Origin of the sequence: Kineococcus radiotolerans SRS30216 = ATCC BAA-149, from assembly GCF_000017305.1 — a bacterium.
Taxonomy (GTDB): domain Bacteria; phylum Actinomycetota; class Actinomycetes; order Actinomycetales; family Kineococcaceae; genus Kineococcus; species Kineococcus radiotolerans.
In genome coordinates this window covers 3,287,495-3,303,171 of record NC_009664.2, presented here as the reverse complement: position 1 = coordinate 3,303,171, position 15,677 = coordinate 3,287,495, and the positions used below count along the sequence as shown (strand labels likewise).

Below are 15,677 nucleotides of genomic sequence, written 5' to 3'. Positions count from 1 at the left end.
CCCGGCGTGGAGGTGCGAGGTGGACCGCAGGTGAACGAGGTCGTGGTGCGGGTCCGGTTCTTCGCCGGGGCCGCCGCGGCGGCCGGCCGGGAGGAGGAGCAGCTCCCCGTCCCCGCCGGGACGACGCTGGACGCTCTCGTCGAGCGCCTCGCCGGGCGCGGGCCGGACCTCGCGAAGGTGCTGGCCGCCTCCAGCTTCCTCCTCGACGCCGTGGCGGCCCGGCCCGGGGACGAGCTCACCCCCGGGGTCACCCTCGACGTGCTGCCCCCCTTCGCCGGGGGCTGAGCCGCGGTGCCCACCGTCCGCAGCGCGGCCCGCGCGCTCGCCCAGGGCGGCCTGGGGCTGGTGCTGCTGACCGCCGGGACCGGTCACCTCACCACCCTGCGCCGGGAGTTCCAGGCGCAGGTCCCGCCGTGGGTGCCGCTGGACCCCGACCTCGTCGTCGTCGCCTCCGGGGTGGTGGAGCTGGCTCTCGGCGGGGCGTTGCTCCTCGCCTGGCGCGGCCCCGCCCGCCCGCTCGCCGGTGCCGCGGCCGCGGTCTTCTTCGTCGCCGTCCTCCCCGGGAACGTCTCCCAGCTGGTCACCCGCACCGACGCCTTCGGCCTCGACAGCGACACCGCGCGGGCCGTGCGGCTGCTGTTCCAGCCCGTGCTCGTCGCGTGGGCGCTGTGGCCCACCGGGGCCTGGCGCGCCGCGCGGTCGTGGTGGGCCCGCCGCGGCCCCGCCTGACGGACCGGACCGGCGCGTCAGCCCGCCAGGAACGGCGCCGGGTCGAAGGTCCCGTTGCGCCGCCGGAACTCCCCCGCGGTGTCCGGCCACAGCAGCGTCAGCCGCCCGCTGCGGGCGTCGACGTACCAGCTGGAGCACCCGCCCCGCAGCCACACCGACGCCGCCGCCATCGCGTCGACGTCGGCGGTGTAGGCCCGCTGCGCGGCCGCGGACACCTCCAGCGCCCCGGCGTGGTGCTCCAGGTGCTCCAGCGCCCCCAGCAGGTACCCCAACTGGCTCTCGATGACGTGCAGCGCGGAGTTGTGCCCCAGGCTCGCGTTCGGGCCGTCGAGGACGAACAGGTTCGGGAACCCGTGCACCACCGTCGAGGCGTGCGACACCATCCCCCCCGACCACGCCGCGTCCAGGGTCAGCCCCCCGCGCCCCACCACGCGGCGCGCGTAGGGCTGGCGGGCGGCGTGGAAGCCCGTCGCCAGCACGAGCACGTCGAGGGGGTGGCGGGAACCGTCGGCGGCGCGCGCCGTCCGGCCCTCGAACCCGCGCAGCGCCGAGGCGACCAGCGTCACGTCGTCGCGGCCCAGCGCCGGGTAGAAGTCGTCGGAGAGCAGGACGCGCTTGCACCCGACCTCGTAGTCCGGGGTCAGCGCGGCCCGCAGGACCGGGTCCGGGACCTGCGCCGCGAGGTGGTCCAGCGCCCTGCGGCGCAACGGGTCCAGGGCCTGCGCCACGAGGCGGCGCGCGGCCAGGCCCCGTTCCATCTCGGTGAACGTCTCCTCCCGCAGCGCCGCCGGCAGGGCGGGGTCGGCGACGAACCCCGCCAGCTCCTCCGCGCTGAACTCCCGGTCCCCGCGCGGGACGACGTAGGGCGCGCTGCGCTGGAAGACGGTCAGGTGGGCCGCGGTCCCCGCGATCCGGGGCACGACCTGCACCGCGGAGGCCCCCGTCCCGACGACCCCGACCCGGGCCCCGGCGAGGTCGACGGCGTGGTCCCAGCGCGCGGTGTGGAACACCGGCCCGTCGAACCCGTCCAGACCGGGCAGCGCGGGGGTGCGGGGTTCGGTGAGGCGCCCCGCCGCCAGGACCAGGACGCGCGCCCGCACCGGCCCCGTCGAGGTGGTCAGGACCCAGCGGGAACCCTCCCACCGCGCCCGCAGCACCTCGGTCCGCAGCCGGAGGTTCCCCGCGACCTCCCGGGCGCAGGCCCGCAGGTACTCCTGGATCTCCGCCCCCGGCGCGAACACCCGCGACCAGTCCGGCTTGGGGGCGAAGGAGAACGAGTACAGGTGCGAGGGCACGTCGCAGGCGACCCCGGGGTAGGTGTTGTCCCGCCAGGTGCCGCCCACGTCGTCCCCGCGCTCGAGGACGACGAAGCTCTCCCGGCCGCGGCGGGCCAGCCGCAGAGCCGCGCCGATCCCCGCGAACCCCGCACCGACGACCGCGACGTCGACCTCGGTCGCGGGACCGGCCGAGGCGCCGGTCACGGGACCGCGGGCTCGCCGTAGCGGGTCGTGCGCTGGCGCAGCGGCCGGCCCAGCCGGTCCGCGAGCGCCGCGGCCCCCTCGCGGCTCAGGGTGGTGCCCGCCTCCTGGCCGGCCGCGGGGTCCAGCGAACCGTCGAGCAGCAACCCGCCGAGGTCGTCGGCCCCGCCGCGCAGCAGCTGCTCGGTCAGGTCCGGGCCGTGCTTGGGCCAGGCCGCCTGGACGTGGTCGACGTACCCGTCCAGCAGCAGCCGCGCCACGGCGTGCAGCGCCCGCGTGGCGCGCGGCGACGGGCCGGGGCCGGCGGGGGACGGCATGGCGATGAACTCGGTGAAGCCCCCCGTCCGCGCGGCCACGCCGGCCAGCAGCCGCAGGTGCGCGACCTGCTGCGCCGGGGTCTCCGGACCGCCGTGGACCAGGGTGCTCGTGGAGGTCAGCCCCACCTCGTGCGCGGTGACGACCGTCTCCACCCAGCGCGCCACCGGCAGGTCGGGCACCCCGCCGTTCAGCGCGGTCCGGACGTCGTCGTCGAGGACCTTCGCGGCCGTGCCGGGCACCGACCCCAGCCCCGCCCCCGCGGCCGCGACGAGGAACGCGCGCAGGCTCGACCCGCGGCGGTGCGCGGCCTCCAGCAGCTCCGGGGGCCGGAAGGCGTGCAGGTGGATCCCCGGTGCCGCCCGCGCGACGGCCTCGACCAGCTCCAGGTAGCCCTCCGGCCCCGCGGAGGCCGGCACCGGCCCCTGCACGCAGACCTCGGTCGCCCCGAGCGCGGCGGCCTCCTGCACGAGGTCGTGCAGGAGGCCGCGCGCGGCCGGGTCGCCCACGCGGGTGCCGTCGAGGTTGCGGTTCACCACGAACGTCAGGTCCTCGCCCACCCGGGCCCGGCGCACCGCGTCCGCGAGCCCGGCCAGCTCCTCCAGCTCCGCCCCGTCGGCGCCCAGCAGCGCGACCGCCTCGGCGTCGCCGAGCGCGCGGTGGTCGCGGGCGGCCGCGGCCAGCGCGGCCCTCACCGCGCTCACGGGCAGGCCACCCACTCCGAGGTGCCGTCGTCGAAGTGCTGGTGCTTCCACACCGGCAGCCGGTCCTTGACCTCGTCGACCAGCCGGGCGCACACCGCGAACGCCTCCCCCCGGTGCGCGGCGGAGACGGCGACGGCCAGCGCCACGTCACCCACGGCCAGGTGCCCGAGCCGGTGGCTGACCGCGACGGCGTCCACGGGGCTGTCGGCGACGACCTCGGCGACGACGGCGGCCAGCACGGCGTCGGCGGTGGGGTGGCCCACGTACTCCAGCTCCCGCACCGAGCGGCCGTGATCGTGGTCGCGGACGACCCCGGCGAAGGTCACGACCGCCCCGGCCGCGCGGTCACCGACCAGGCGGGCGTGCTCGTCGACGTCGAGGGGCGCGGGGCCGACGGCGGTCCGCACGACCCGGCGGGCGGGGACGGTCAACCGCGGAGGGGTGCTCACGGACCGAGGGTAGGGACCCGGGGCAGGTGTCGCCGCCCCGGGGCCGTGGGGGAGACTCCCCCGGTGACGCACGTGAGCGGCTGGCGGGTCGTCGTCCCCGTCAAGGGCGGGGACGGGGCGAAGTCCCGGCTGGCCCTGCCCGGTCCCGCCCGCCGGTCCCTGGCGCTGGCCATGGCGCTGGACTGCCTCGCGGTGTGCCTGCGCACCCCCGGGGTGGGGCTCGTCGTCTGCGTCAGCGACGACCCCGAGGTCACCGCCGCCGCGCGCTCCGCGGGAGCCGTCACCGTCTCCGCGGGCCGGCCCGGTCTCGCGGCGGCCGTGGAGGCCGGGGTGACGTGCCTGGAGCGCGGTCCGACGGCCGTCCTGCTCGGCGACCTGCCGGCGCTGCGCGCGGAGGACCTGGGGGCGGCGCTCGCCGACGCCCTGGCCCGGCCGGGACCGGCGCTGGTGACCGACGCCGACGGCCGGGGCAGCGTGCTGCTCGCCGACCGCGACGGCGCTCCCCCGCACCGCTTCGGGCCGGGCTCGGCCCGGGCCCACCTCGACGCCGGGGCGCGCCCGCTGAGCGCGGCCCTGCCCTCGCTGCGCCGCGACGTCGACACCGTCGAGGACCTGGCCGAGGCCCTCGCCCTGGGGGTGGGCCCCCGCACCCGCGAGGCCCTCGCCGCCGCGGCGATCCCGCTGACCTGACCGGACCGGAAGGCACCATGAGCGACTCCCTCCCCTCCCCCCGGCGCCGGCACGCGGCCCCGGCGGCCGCCGTCCCCCCGCCCGGCGACCTCGCCGCCGCCCTGCGTGCCGCGGCGGGCGGCGACCTCGACGCCGCCACCGCCGAGGTCCTCCTGCACGCGCGCGGCGAGGACCTGGGCGCGCTGTGCGCGCTGGCCGCGCCGGTGCGCGACGCGGCCATGGCCGCCGCGGGCCGGCCCGGGGTCGTCACCTACTCCCGCAAGGTCTTCGTCCCCGTCACCCGGTTGTGCCGGGACCGCTGCCACTACTGCACCTTCGCGACCGTCCCCGGCCGGCTGCCCGTGCTGTACCTGTCCGAGGACGACGTCCTGGCCATCGCCCGCGAGGGCGCGGCGATGGGCTGCAAGGAGGCGCTGTTCACCCTCGGCGACGCCCCCGAGGACCGCTGGCCCGCGGCCCGGGCGTGGCTGACGGCGCGGGGCTTCGCCTCCACCCTGGAGTACGTGCAGCACCTGGCGCGCCGCGTCCTGGACGAGACCGGGCTGCTGCCGCACCTCAACCCCGGGGTCATGACCCACGCGGACCTGCTGGCCTCGCGGCCGCTGGCCCCCTCGATGGGGATGATGCTGGAGACCACCTCCACCCGGCTGTGGACCGAACCCGGCCAGGTCCACTACGGCTCCCCCGACAAGGACCCCGCCCTGCGGCTGCGGGTGCTGCGCGACGCCGGGCGCGCCGGGGTCCCCTTCACCACCGGGATCCTCGTGGGCATCGGGGAGACCCCCGCCGAGCGCGTGGACTCGATCCTCGCGATCCGCGACGTCGTCGCGGAGTTCGACGGGGTGCAGGAGGTCATCGTCCAGAACTTCCGCGCCAAGGACGACACCGCCATGCGCGGCGAGGACGACCTCGACCACTCCGAGTACCTCGCCACGATCGCCGTCGCCCGCCTGCTGCTGGGGCCGGGGGTCTCCCTGCAGGCCCCGCCGAACCTGTCCGACCCCGGTCAGCGCGAGCAGCTGCTCGCCGCCGGCGTCGACGACTGGGGCGGGGTGTCCCCGCTGACCCCCGACCACGTGAACCCCGAGCGCCCCTGGCCGCAGCTGGACGACCTGGCCCGCACGACCCGGGCGGCGGGGTTCCGCCTCGCCGAGCGCCTCACCGCCCACCCGCGGTTCGTGCTCGACGCCCTCGCCGGGTCCACGCGCTGGATCGACGCCGCCCTCCACCCCGCCCTCGCGGCGCTCGCGGACCCGGTGACGGGTCTGGCCGAGGAGTCGGCGCGGCCCGTCGGCCGGGTGGTCGCGTGAGCTCCGAGGCGCCCCCGCCCACCGACGCCGAGGTCCGGATGGCCCGGTTCGTCGGGGAGCAGCTCGTCCCCGACGGGCGCCCGGAGATCGAGGAGCACCTCAACCGGGACGGGACGCGGTCCCTGGACGTCCTGACGGCCCGCGACGCCCCGGCGGCGGGGTTCACCTCCGTCTCGACGCTGACGCTGCACCGCGCGCCGAACCGGGTGGACGGCAGCGACGTCCGGGTCGAGCTGGTGACCGTCCTGGGCGGGGTGGAACCCCGGCTGGCGACGGGGCTGCTGGTGGCGTCGGCGTTCGCGGCCGTCGGCGAGGCGTGGCCGCTGCGTCCCGGGACGGTGTTCCCCGGCGTCGTCGCCGACCTGCTGGGCGGGCGCACCGAGCACCTGCTGCTCACCGCCCCGGGCACCTTCCCGCGGCTGGCGCGCTACCGGCTGGAGGCCGACGAGTTCCAGGGCGGCACCGAGGTGCGCTGGCTGCAGGCGGTGCCCCTGCACGAGGGGGAGCGCCGGTTCCTCCTCGACCGCGGCCTCGACGCGCTGGAGACGCGCCTGGCCGAGGCCGAGGTCGAGTTCCACGACGTGGGACGCGACCCCCTGCCGCTCTGACCCCGGGCCGGGGACGGCCCGGGGAGGACGCCGGGCGCACGGGGGTCCGGCCCCTCGCGGACGCTCAGGCGGTCAGCCCGACCCGGTCGGTGTAGGCGTTGGCGAACTTCCGGCGGGGGTCGTGGCGGGCGACCAGCGCCCGCGCGTCGTCGAAGCGCGGGTAGAGGCCCGCGATCCGCTGCGCGTCGGCGGCGAACAGCTTGCCCCAGTGCGGGCGCACGTCCAGCCCGGACAGCGCCGCCTCGACCTCGGCGATGGCGGCGATGACCTCGGCCTGGCGCTGCTTGTAGGTGAAGTGGAAGGCGACGCTGTCGCGCTGGTGGGAGTTGGAGAGCCACAGGTCGTCGGCGGCAACGGTGCGGATCTCGCACATGTGCAGCAGCGGCGCGATCGAGGGGCCGAGCTCGCGCAGCGCGGCGACGACGGCGAGGGCGTTCTCGCGGGCGACGAGGTACTCGACCTGGAGCTCCTCGCCGTTGCTGGGGGCGAAGCTGAACCGGAAGTGCGGCAGCCGCTCGTGCCAGGGCCCGGGGACGCCGAGCTGCTCGGTGGCGTTGCGGACGTCGACCTCGGGCAGCGGGTGCAGGGGTTCGCCCGCGCGGACGGCGCCGAACAGCTCGGCGGGGGCCTCGGCGGCGTCGCTCGTGCGGGTCTTCAGCCACACCTGGGTGGTGTCGGTCCCGATCCAGTTCGTGTAGACGCTGACGCTGTAGGCCGCGGAGGTGACGGCGTCGAAGTTCTCGGTGAACGCCTCGAACGACAACCCGGAGTAGACGTCCTGGCGCACGTCGTAGGTCGGCAGCACGTCCAGCTCCAGGTGGGTCACGACGCCCAGGGACCCCAGGGCGACGACGCTGCCGGCGAACTCCCCGTCCCCGCGCTGCACGCGCCGCACGTCGCCGTCGGCGGTGACGAGCTCCACCGCGCGGACGGCCGCGGCGAGGTTCTGCGTCCGGTCCCCCGACCCGTGGGTCGCGGTCGCGACCGCGCCGCCGACGCTGATGTGGGGCAGCGAGGCCATCGTGGCCAGCGCCAGGCCGGCGTCCTGCAACCGCTGGGCCAGGACGCCGTAGCTGGTCGCCGAGCTCACCCGCACCGCCCCGGCGGCGGAGTCGGCCTCCACCTCGACCGGCAGCGCCTCCAGGGTCACCATGTCGCCCGGGGAGTCGGCGATGTCGTTGAAGCAGTGGCGCGTTCCCACCGCCCGCACTCGCGCCGTGGACCCGACGACGGCCCGCAGCCCGTCCAGGGTCGTGGGCCGGTGCAGGGTGCCGGCGCTGAAGGCGTAGTTGCGGGCCCAGTTCACGCCGGGGGCGGTGGTGGTGGTGCCGGTGGACGACGTCGTCGAGGTGCTCACGGGGAGACGGTAATCGACGCGAGGCCGTCCCCCGGGGCTCACCGGACGACGTCGTAGACCAGCTTGGTGACCCCGTTGCCGTAGGTCTGGGCCTCCAGGACCGCCAGCCGCTGCTCGTCCTTGTCGGTGTCGCTGAACAGCCGCTTCCCGGCCCCGAGCAGGACGGGGAAGACCAGCAGGTGGTAGCGGTCCACCAGACCCGCGTCCGCCAGCGAGCGGGCCAGGGTCGCGCTGCCGTGCACCGCGATCGGGCCGCCGTCGGTCCGCTTGAGCGCGGCGACGTCGTCGAGGGAGCGCAGGATCGTCGCGGGCCAGCGCTCGTCGTCCTGCTCGAGGGTGGTGGACACCACGTAGCGGGGCATGGCGTTGTACCCGGCGAAGTCGTCCATGGTCGGCCAGACCGGGGCGAAGGCCTGGTAGCTGGTGCGGCCCAGCAGCAGGGCGGTGGTCTCCTCCTGCTCGCGGCCCTTGATCTCGTAGACGGCCTCGTCGAACTCGACGGTCCGGAACGTCCAGCCGGCGTTGCGGTAGCCGGGTTCGCCGCCCGGTGCCTCCACGACGCCGTCGAGGGAGGTGAAGGCGGTGACGATGAGGGTGCGCACGGTGGTCTCCTGTCGCCGGGGGCGGGTCGTACCCATCCGACCGCACGCGGCGCCGGAAGTCATCGCCCCCGGCGGGGAGAACGCCGCGAGGGCGGCCCTCCGGGGGGAGGACCGCCCTCGCGGGTGGTGCTGGTGCTACGGGGTGGCCGGACTCAGAAGTCCATGCCGCCCATGCCGCCGTCGCCACCGGCGGGGGCCGCAGCGGCCTTCTCCGGCTTGTCGGCGATGACGGCCTCGGTGGTGAGGAACAGCGCCGCGATGGAGGCGGCGTTCTGCAGCGCGGAGCGCGTCACCTTGACCGGGTCGTTGATGCCCGCGCCGAGCAGGTCCACGTACTCGCCGGTCGCGGCGTTGAGGCCGTGCCCGGTGGGGAGGTTGCGGACCTTCTCCGCCACGACGCCGCCCTCGAGGCCGGCGTTGATGGCGATCTGCTTCAGCGGAGCCTCGATGGCGACCTTGACGATGTTCGCGCCGGTCGCCTCGTCCCCGACGAGCTCGAGCTTCTCGAAGGCCAGCACGCCGGCCTGGATGAGGGCCACGCCACCACCGGCGACGATGCCCTCCTCGACGGCCGCCTTCGCGTTGCGGACGGCGTCCTCGATGCGGTGCTTGCGCTCCTTGAGCTCGACCTCGGTCGCCGCGCCGGCCTTGATGACGGCCACGCCGCCGGCCAGCTTGGCGAGACGCTCCTGGAGCTTCTCGCGGTCGTAGTCGGAGTCGCTGCGCTCGATCTCGGCGCGGATCTGGCCCACGCGGCCGGCGATGGCGTCGGCGTCGCCGGCACCCTCGACGATCGTGGTCTCGTCCTTGGTGACGACGACCTTGCGGGCGCGGCCCAGCAGGTCGAGGTCAGCGGTGTCGAGCTTGAGGCCGACCTCCTCGGAGATGACCTGGCCACCGGTGAGGATGGCGATGTCGCCGAGCATGGCCTTGCGGCGGTCGCCGAAGCCCGGGGCCTTGACGGCGACGGACTTGAAGGTGCCGCGGATCTTGTTGACGACCAGGGTCGCGAGCGCTTCGCCCTCGACGTCCTCGGCCACGATCACGAGCGGCTTGCCCGACTGCATGACCTTCTCCAGCAGCGGGAGCAGGTCCTTCACGGTGGAGATCTTGGAGTTGAGGATGAGGATGTAGGGGTCCTCGAGCTCGGTCTCCTGACGCTCCGCGTCGGTGACGAAGTAGGGCGAGATGTAGCCCTTGTCGAAGCGCATGCCCTCGGTGAGCTCGAGCTCGAGGCCGAAGGTGTTGCTCTCCTCGACGGTGATGACACCTTCCTTGCCGACCTTGTCGAGCGCCTCGGCGATGAGCTCGCCGATGGAGGCGTCACCGGCGGAGATCCCGGCGGTGGCCGCGATCTGCTCCTTGGTGGTGACCTCCTTGGCGGCGCCGAGCAGCTGCTCGGTCACGGCCTCGACGGCCTTCTCGATGCCGCGCTTGAGGCCCATCGGGTTCGCCCCGGCGGCCACGTTGCGCAGGCCCTCGCGGACGAGCGCCTGGGCCAGCACGGTGGCGGTGGTGGTGCCGTCGCCGGCGACGTCGTCGGTCTTCTTGGCGACTTCCTTGACGAGCTCGGCCCCGATCTTCTCGTACGGGTCCTCGAGCTCGATCTCCTTGGCGATGCTGACACCGTCGTTGGTGATCGTGGGGGCGCCCCACTTCTTCTCAAGGACGACGTTGCGGCCCTTGGGGCCGAGCGTCACCTTGACCGCGTCGGCGAGCTGGTTCATCCCGCGCTCGAGACCGCGTCGGGCCTCTTCGTCGAAGGCGATGATCTTGCTCATGCCTGGTGTTCCTCCCAGAAGACGGGCGGTGGGCGGTCGGAGCGGTGCCCGCGACGGACGGCCGGCGGGCTCCGGGGTCACGTCCCCCAGCGCCCGGCGGTCTCACCGGTCCGACCAGGGAGCTTCGCTCCCGGGTCGAGGTGCTGTTGTCACTCTCGACTCGAGAGTGCCAACGCCAATGTTGGCACTCTCCCCCGTCGAGTGCAAACCCCCGGGCCCCGGGCACGGCGGGCGGTGGGCCGGACGCGGGAACCCGGGGGAGCCGGCCCGGTGGTGCCCGTCCGATCACCTTCGACCTCGAGCACGCGGGACGGCCGAGGATCCCTTCGCACCACCCGCCCGGGGTTCGAGGTCTCCGCCACGCCCGCTCCGGCCCGAGGGGCGCCCCGCCCCGGGGGCGTGACCGCGCCCGACCGGCCCCGTCGAGCCGATCGGGCGCGGTCAGCCGTCCTCAGAGGGCGCGGACGCTCTCGGCCTGGGGGCCCTTCTGACCCTGCCCGACCTCGAACTCGACCCGCTGGCCCTCCTCGAGGGAGCGGTAGCCGTCGGCCGTGATCGCGGAGTAGTGGACGAAGACGTCGGCCCCGCCGTCGTCGACGGTGATGAAGCCGTAGCCCTTCTCGGAGTTGAACCACTTCACGGTGCCCTGTGCCATTGCGTTCTCCTGTGGTGCAGCGAACGGAAGGCGCCCCCGGCGCGCACCGGCGGCGGGTCTCACGCGGCCCGCGGCGCTGAGGCCGTGGGCGACGCCCGACGCGCGCTCCCCCGAGAGGACGTGTTCGCCGAACTGATCGACCGGTCCCAGGTTAGTGCGGGGAGGGGCTGGTGGGACAAGGTTCGACGAGGTCGGCGCAGGATCGTCGCCGCGGAACGATCGCCGCGCCCCCGCCACCACGCCCCCCGCCGCGCCCCGGCGCGGCCTCCCTCAGAGCACCCCGCCGGCCACGTCGAGCAGCGGGCCGAGCACCGAGCGGACGGCGAGCACGAGCCCCGCCCCCGCGGCCGCCGCCACCAGCGTCCACAGCAGGACCAGGACGAGCACCCCCAGCGGCCCCCGGCGGGTGCGGTGCGCACCGCGGCGGGCCGCCAGCCGGGGCACGGGCCCGCGGGTCGCGCTCAGGGCTGGACGCCCAGGCGCCGGGCCGAGCGCGCCCGCTGCCGGCTGGAGCGCATCCGGCGCAGCCGCTTGACCAGCATCGGGTCGTGGGCGAGGGCGGCCGGGGAGTCGATGAGGGCGTTGAGCAGCTGGTAGTAGCGGGTGGGCGAGAGGTCGAACAGCTCGCGCACCGCCTGCTCCTTGGCCCCGGCGTACTTCCACCACTGCCGCTCGAAGGCGAGGATCTCGGCGTCGCGGGGGCTCAGGCCCTCCGGCAGCGGGGCCTCCTGCGCGTCCCGGAGCCTCCCGCCCAGGTCGGCCCGGCCCAGGTCGTCCCGGTGCAGGTCGTCCCGCTCGATGCGTGCCGCCGCGTCCGACCGCTCCACGTCCCCAACCCCTCTCAGCACGGTCCCCGTGGTGGTGACCGCGAGCCCGAGTCTAGGAGGGGGCACCGACACCGCCCTTCCCCCCGGCGGGCGTGTCCGCACCTGGGTAGCGTCCCCCGCGTGACTCCCGCCGCAGCGTCCCCACCCGTCCCGTCCTTCCCCCCCACCGCGGAGGACCCGGCCGGTCTGGGCCTCGACGACCTCGACCCGGGCTGGGCCCGGGCGCTGGCCGGCGTGCGCCCCCGGCTGGGGGAGCTGTCGCAGCGGCTGGCCGCGGAACCGGAGCGGTGGCTGCCCGCCCCGGGGCACGTGCTGCGCGCGTTCCGCCAGCCCTTCGACGCGGTGCGGGTGCTGCTGGTGGGGCAGGACCCCTACCCCACGCCCGGGCACCCGATCGGGCTGAGCTTCGCCGTCGAGCCGCACGTGCGGCCCCTGCCGCGCAGCCTGGTCAACGTCTACAAGGAGCTCGCCGCCGACACCGGCGTGCAGCCCCCGCCGCACGGGGACCTCACGGCGTGGTCCGAGGCCGGGGTCCTGCTGCTCAACCGGGTCATGACCGTGCGCGCCGGCGACTCCGGCTCCCACCGCAAGCTGGGCTGGCAGGCCGTGACCGACGCGGCGGTGAGCGCGCTGGCCGCGCGCGGCGGCCCGCTCGTGGCCCTGCTGTGGGGCAAGGACGCGCAGACGGTGACGCCCCTGCTGGAGGGGGTCCCCGTCGTCGCCGGGGTGCACCCGAGCCCGCTGTCGGCCTCGCGGGGGTTCTTCGGGTCCCGGCCCTTCAGCCGGGTCGACGCGCTGCTGCGCGAGGAGGGTGGGGACGGGATCGACTGGCGCCTGACCTGAGCGACCTCCCCGACCGGTCCGGCCCGGTGGGCGTGGGGCAGGATCCGGGGCATGACTGCAACGTTGCACGGCGAACCCTTCGGGCGGACCCGCCGCGGTGAACCCGTCGAGCGCTGGGAACTGCGCCTGCCCTCCGGCGCGAGCGCCGCGGTCCTGACCCGCGGCGCCACCCTCCACCGGGTCCGCGTCCCCGACGCGGCCGGCGCCCTCGGCGACGTCGTCGTCGCCCTGCCGGGGGTCGCGGACTACGAGGCCGCCGAGGGCTACCCCGGCGCGGTCGTCGGACGGGTGGCCAACCGCCTCGCCCGGGGCCGCTTCACCCTGGAGGGCCGGGAGTCCCGGGTCCCCCTCAACGACGGGCCCAACGCGCTGCACGGCGGGGCGGAGGGCTTCGACCAGCGGCTCTGGCGGGCGGAGGAGGTCGACGTCGACGGGACCCCGGGCGTGCGGCTGTCCCTGCGCAGCGCCGACGGCGACATGGGCTTCCCGGGTTCCCTGGACGCGGCGGTGACGTACTCGCTGCGCGAGGAGGACGGCCGGGTCGTCCTGCGGCTGGACTACTCGGCCACGACCGACGCCCCCACCCCGGTGAACCTCACCAACCACGCCTACTTCGCCCTCGACGGGTCGGGGTCGGTGGAGGACCACGTCGCGCGGTTCTCCGCCTCGCGCTACCTGCCGGTGGACGCGGACCTGGTCCCCACCGGCGAGCTCGCCCCCGTCGCGGGCACGCCGTTCGACTTCACCACTCCCACCCGCGTCGGGGACCGGCTGCGCGACGCCGACGCGCAGCTGCTCACCGCGGGCGGTTACGACCACTGCCTGGTCCTGGACTCCCCCGGGTCCCTGCGCGAGGTCGGCTCGGTGACCGGCCCGCGCAGCGGGCGGACCGTCACGGTGCGCACCGACCTGCCGGGTCTGCAGTTCTACACCGGCAACTTCCTCGACGGGTCCTGGCGCACGCTCGAGGGCCGGCCGGTGCGCCAGGGCGACGCGCTGTGCCTGGAGACGCAGCTGCTGCCCGACGCGGTGAACCAGCCGGCGTTCGCCGGGCTCGGGGACTCCGTCCTGCGTCCCGGCGAGGAGTTCCGCTCCACGACGGAGTACGTGTTCTCCGCCTGAACCCCCGCGGACGCGGAACGCCCGCGCCCCCGTGCGGGGACGCGGGCGCTCCGGCCGGCGGGAGGCTCAGTTGATGTGCTTGCCGCCGTCGACCTGGTAGCTGACGCCGTTGACGAACCCGGCCTCCGCGGAGAGCAGGAACGCCACCATCGCCGCGATGTCGCCCGGGGTGCCGACGCGCCCCACCGGGATGCCCGCGGACATCGCGGCCTTGCGCTCGTCGGTCAGCCTCCCGCCCATGATGTCGGTGTCGATCGGGCCGGGCAGGATCGCGTTGGCGGTGATGCCGTGCGGGCCGAGCTCGCGCGCCGCACCGCGGGTCAGGCCCAGGACGGCGGCCTTGGCGGCGGCGTAGGCGGTCTTGGAGAACGTCCCGCCCCCGTCCACGGCGGTGATGGACGAGGTGTTGACGATCCGCCCCACCCCGACCTCGACCATGCGCCGGGCGGCGGCCTGGATCATCAGCAGCGACCCGGTGGCGTTGACGGCCATCGTCCGGTCCCACTCGGCGAGGGTGATCTCGAGGATCGGCGTCGGGTTGGCGATGCCGGCCAGGTTCACCAGCCCGACGACCGGAGGCAGCGCGGCGTCGAACTCGGCGAAGGCCGCGCTCACGGAGTCCGGCGCGGAGATGTCGGTGGCCACGCCGTGCACGTCGGCCCCGGCCGCGCGCAGCTCCTCGGTGATCTCCACGACGCCGTCGCCGGAGATGTCGACGAGGCCCAGGCTCCAGCCGTCCGCGGCCAGCCGGCGGGCGACGACCCGGCCGATGCCGCGGGGGGCGCCGACGCCGGTGACGACGGCGGTGCGGCGGGTGGGGAACTCCATGGTGGTCTCCTGAGGTGTCGGGCGGGTGTTCCGGTGGTCAGCGGGTGGCGGCGACGGGAGCCGCCTCGTCCTGCGGGGCGGTGGCCATCAGCTTGGTCGCGAGCAGGAGCACGGCCCCGAGCACGGCGATCCCGCCCAGGACGAACAGGCCCGCGGTGGTCGAGTCGAACGTCTCCTCCGCCCAGACGCGGATGTTGGGGGCGACGAAACCACCGAGGTTGCCGAGGCCGTTGATGAGCCCGAACCCGGCGGCCAGGGCCGCGCCGCTGAGGTAGCGGGTGGGCAGGGTCCAGAACAGCGGCTGGCAGGTGACGAACCCGACGGCGGCGACGCACAGGGCCAGCATGGCGACCAGGGCGTTCTGCGCCACCGCGGAGACGGCGATGCCGGCCCCGGACAGGACGAGCAGGGCGGCGCCGACCTCGCGGTGGCGCCGGTGGCGGTCGGCGAAGCGCGGCACGACCGCGATCGTGACCAGGGCGCACACCCACGGGATCGAGGTGAGCAGACCCACCTGGAACCCGACCTCGCGCCCGGTGATGGCCGAGACCTGGGTGGGCAGGAAGAAGGTGAGCCCGTACACCGCGGCCTGGATGCAGAGGCAGACGAGGGCGAAGTAGAGGACACGCGGGTTCAGCAGGGCCTTGCCCCACCCGAGGTGGCCGCCCGTCTCGCCGCGGGCGGCGTCGTCCTCGGCGAGGCGGGCGGCCAGGGCCGCCTTCTCCTCGGCCGGCATCCACCGGGCGGTCTCGGGGCGGTCGGTGAGGACGAACAGCGCGATGACGCCGACGACGACGGCGACGAGCCCCTCGACCATGAACAGCCACTGGTACCCGGCCAGCCCGCCGAACCCGTCCAGCTCCAGCAGCCCGCCGGACAGCGGCCCGCCGACGATGTTGGCCAGCGGCAGGCCCATCTGGAACAGCCCGGTCGCGAACGCGCGGCGGCTCTCGGGGAACCAGTAGGTGAGGTAGAGCAGGACGCCGGGGAAGAACCCGGCCTCGCAGACGCCGAGGAGGAACCGCAGGACGTAGAACATCGTCTCGCCCTGGACGAACATGAAGGCGGTGGCGACGACGCCCCAGGTGACCATGATCCGGGCCATCCACCAGCGGGCCCCGACCCGGTGCATGATCAGGTTGCTGGGCACCTCGAAGACGGCGTAGCCCACGAAGAACAGCCCCGCGCCGAAGGCGTACGCGGCGGCCGAGAGGCCGATGCTGACCTCGAGCTCCTCCTTGGCGAACCCGACGTTGCTGCGGTCGAGGAACGCGATGACGTACATGAGGAGGAGGAAGGGGATGAGCCGCTTGACCGAGCGGCGGACGGCGGAGTCGACCAGGGCGGTCTGCTCCGAGGGGGACGGCGGGGTCACTGCG

At 75.5% G+C, this 15,677-nt stretch carries 17 protein-coding genes and 1 pseudogene; 7 read left to right on the top strand and 11 right to left on the bottom strand.

All coding sequences use genetic code 11. The features are described from left to right. Nucleotides 1-30: 30 nt before the first annotated feature. Both KRAD_RS15805 and KRAD_RS15800 read left to right on the top strand, forming a co-directional pair. The gene (locus KRAD_RS15805; RefSeq protein WP_049821232.1) at nt 31-285 is read left to right on the top strand and encodes a MoaD/ThiS family protein; all 255 of its coding nucleotides are present in this window, start codon (nt 31-33) and stop codon (nt 283-285) included. Nucleotides 286-291: 6 nt separating this feature from the next. Beyond that, nucleotides 292-729, top strand: coding sequence for a DoxX family protein (locus KRAD_RS15800; RefSeq protein WP_012086647.1), 438 nt, complete (start codon nt 292-294; stop codon nt 727-729). A 17-nt stretch (nt 730-746) separates the two neighbouring features. Here KRAD_RS15800 and KRAD_RS15795 read toward each other — a convergent pair whose 3' ends face one another. The 3 genes from KRAD_RS15795 to KRAD_RS15785 are packed head-to-tail and all read right to left on the bottom strand — an operon-like array spanning nt 747 to nt 3,675. After that, entirely contained in the window at nt 747-2,210 is a 1,464-nt protein-coding gene (locus KRAD_RS15795; RefSeq protein ID WP_012086646.1) for a flavin-containing monooxygenase, read from the bottom strand. Then, on the bottom strand, nt 2,207-3,226 hold the full coding sequence (locus tag KRAD_RS15790; RefSeq protein ID WP_012086645.1) for an FO synthase: 1,020 nt from the start codon (nt 3,224-3,226) through the stop codon (nt 2,207-2,209). Before KRAD_RS15790 ends, KRAD_RS15795 begins: the two co-directional genes overlap by 4 nt. Continuing rightward, nucleotides 3,223-3,675, bottom strand: a complete 453-nt coding sequence (locus tag KRAD_RS15785) for a molybdenum cofactor biosynthesis protein MoaE (RefSeq protein WP_012086643.1) — start codon at nt 3,673-3,675, stop codon at nt 3,223-3,225. Before KRAD_RS15785 ends, KRAD_RS15790 begins: the two co-directional genes overlap by 4 nt. A 63-nt stretch (nt 3,676-3,738) precedes the next feature. Between KRAD_RS15785 and cofC the strand changes: the two genes are divergently transcribed. The 3 genes and pseudogenes from cofC (at nt 3,739) to KRAD_RS15770 (ending at nt 6,283) form a co-directional block, all read left to right on the top strand. Continuing rightward, complete coding sequence (gene cofC, locus KRAD_RS15780; RefSeq protein ID WP_041292152.1) at nt 3,739-4,365, top strand: 2-phospho-L-lactate guanylyltransferase; 627 nt, start codon at nt 3,739-3,741, stop codon at nt 4,363-4,365. Nucleotides 4,366-4,382: 17 nt separating this feature from the next. Then, nucleotides 4,383-5,663, top strand: a pseudogene (gene cofG / locus KRAD_RS15775) (7,8-didemethyl-8-hydroxy-5-deazariboflavin synthase CofG); the annotation flags it as partial. 8 nt (nt 5,664-5,671) lie between these two features. After that, the gene (locus KRAD_RS15770) at nt 5,672-6,283 is read left to right on the top strand and encodes a suppressor of fused domain protein (protein ID WP_012086640.1); all 612 of its coding nucleotides are present in this window, start codon (nt 5,672-5,674) and stop codon (nt 6,281-6,283) included. 64 nt (nt 6,284-6,347) lie between these two features. On the opposite strand, the gene KRAD_RS15765 is transcribed toward KRAD_RS15770, so the two are convergent. The 6 genes from KRAD_RS15765 to KRAD_RS15745 all read right to left on the bottom strand — a co-directional run bounded on the left by KRAD_RS15765 (nt 6,348) and on the right by KRAD_RS15745 (nt 11,433). Continuing rightward, the gene (locus tag KRAD_RS15765) at nt 6,348-7,640 is read right to left on the bottom strand and encodes a D-arabinono-1,4-lactone oxidase (RefSeq protein WP_012086639.1); all 1,293 of its coding nucleotides are present in this window, start codon (nt 7,638-7,640) and stop codon (nt 6,348-6,350) included. Nucleotides 7,641-7,678: 38 nt separating this feature from the next. Next, the gene (locus tag KRAD_RS15760; RefSeq protein WP_041292151.1) at nt 7,679-8,242 is read right to left on the bottom strand and encodes a dihydrofolate reductase family protein; all 564 of its coding nucleotides are present in this window, start codon (nt 8,240-8,242) and stop codon (nt 7,679-7,681) included. A gap of 152 nt (nt 8,243-8,394) precedes the next feature. Then, the gene (groL, locus tag KRAD_RS15755; protein WP_012086637.1) at nt 8,395-10,023 is read right to left on the bottom strand and encodes a chaperonin GroEL; all 1,629 of its coding nucleotides are present in this window, start codon (nt 10,021-10,023) and stop codon (nt 8,395-8,397) included. 451 nt (nt 10,024-10,474) lie between these two features. Then, nucleotides 10,475-10,678 carry a cold-shock protein gene (locus tag KRAD_RS15750; protein ID WP_012086636.1) on the bottom strand — a complete coding sequence of 68 codons (204 nt, stop codon included), beginning with the start codon at nt 10,676-10,678 and terminating at the stop codon, nt 10,475-10,477. A gap of 270 nt (nt 10,679-10,948) precedes the next feature. Next, nucleotides 10,949-11,122, bottom strand: a complete 174-nt coding sequence (locus KRAD_RS26105) for a hypothetical protein (RefSeq protein ID WP_157873623.1) — start codon at nt 11,120-11,122, stop codon at nt 10,949-10,951. 17 nt (nt 11,123-11,139) lie between these two features. Next, entirely contained in the window at nt 11,140-11,433 is a 294-nt protein-coding gene (locus tag KRAD_RS15745; protein ID WP_041293335.1) for a DUF3263 domain-containing protein, read from the bottom strand. Nucleotides 11,434-11,625: 192 nt separating this feature from the next. Here KRAD_RS15745 and KRAD_RS15740 point away from each other — a divergent pair, with 192 nt between their 5' ends. Further along, nucleotides 11,626-12,348, top strand: a complete 723-nt coding sequence (locus KRAD_RS15740; RefSeq protein ID WP_012086634.1) for a uracil-DNA glycosylase — start codon at nt 11,626-11,628, stop codon at nt 12,346-12,348. Between the two features lie 51 nt (nt 12,349-12,399). Then, entirely contained in the window at nt 12,400-13,470 is a 1,071-nt protein-coding gene (locus KRAD_RS15735) for an aldose epimerase family protein (RefSeq protein ID WP_012086633.1), read from the top strand. A 66-nt stretch (nt 13,471-13,536) separates the two neighbouring features. Here the strand turns inward: KRAD_RS15735 and KRAD_RS15730 are convergent, their stop codons facing one another. Then, on the bottom strand, nt 13,537-14,298 hold the full coding sequence (locus KRAD_RS15730) for an SDR family NAD(P)-dependent oxidoreductase (RefSeq protein WP_012086632.1): 762 nt from the start codon (nt 14,296-14,298) through the stop codon (nt 13,537-13,539). 37 nt (nt 14,299-14,335) lie between these two features. Further along, nucleotides 14,336-15,673: an MFS transporter gene (locus tag KRAD_RS15725; RefSeq protein ID WP_012086631.1), complete on the bottom strand. Its 1,338-nt coding sequence runs from the start codon at nt 15,671-15,673 to the stop codon at nt 14,336-14,338. Nucleotides 15,674-15,677 lie beyond the last annotated feature (4 nt).

Coding starts and splice junctions, on each gene's coding strand:
- groL (WP_012086637.1), bottom strand. CDS start 10,023: ATGAGCAAGATCATCGCCTTCGACGAAGAGGCCCGACGCGGTCTCGAG.
- KRAD_RS15750 (WP_012086636.1), bottom strand. CDS start 10,678: ATGGCACAGGGCACCGTGAAGTGGTTCAACTCCGAGAAGGGCTACGGC.
- KRAD_RS15735 (WP_012086633.1), top strand. CDS start 12,400: ATGACTGCAACGTTGCACGGCGAACCCTTCGGGCGGACCCGCCGCGGT.
- KRAD_RS15730 (WP_012086632.1), bottom strand. CDS start 14,298: ATGGAGTTCCCCACCCGCCGCACCGCCGTCGTCACCGGCGTCGGCGCC.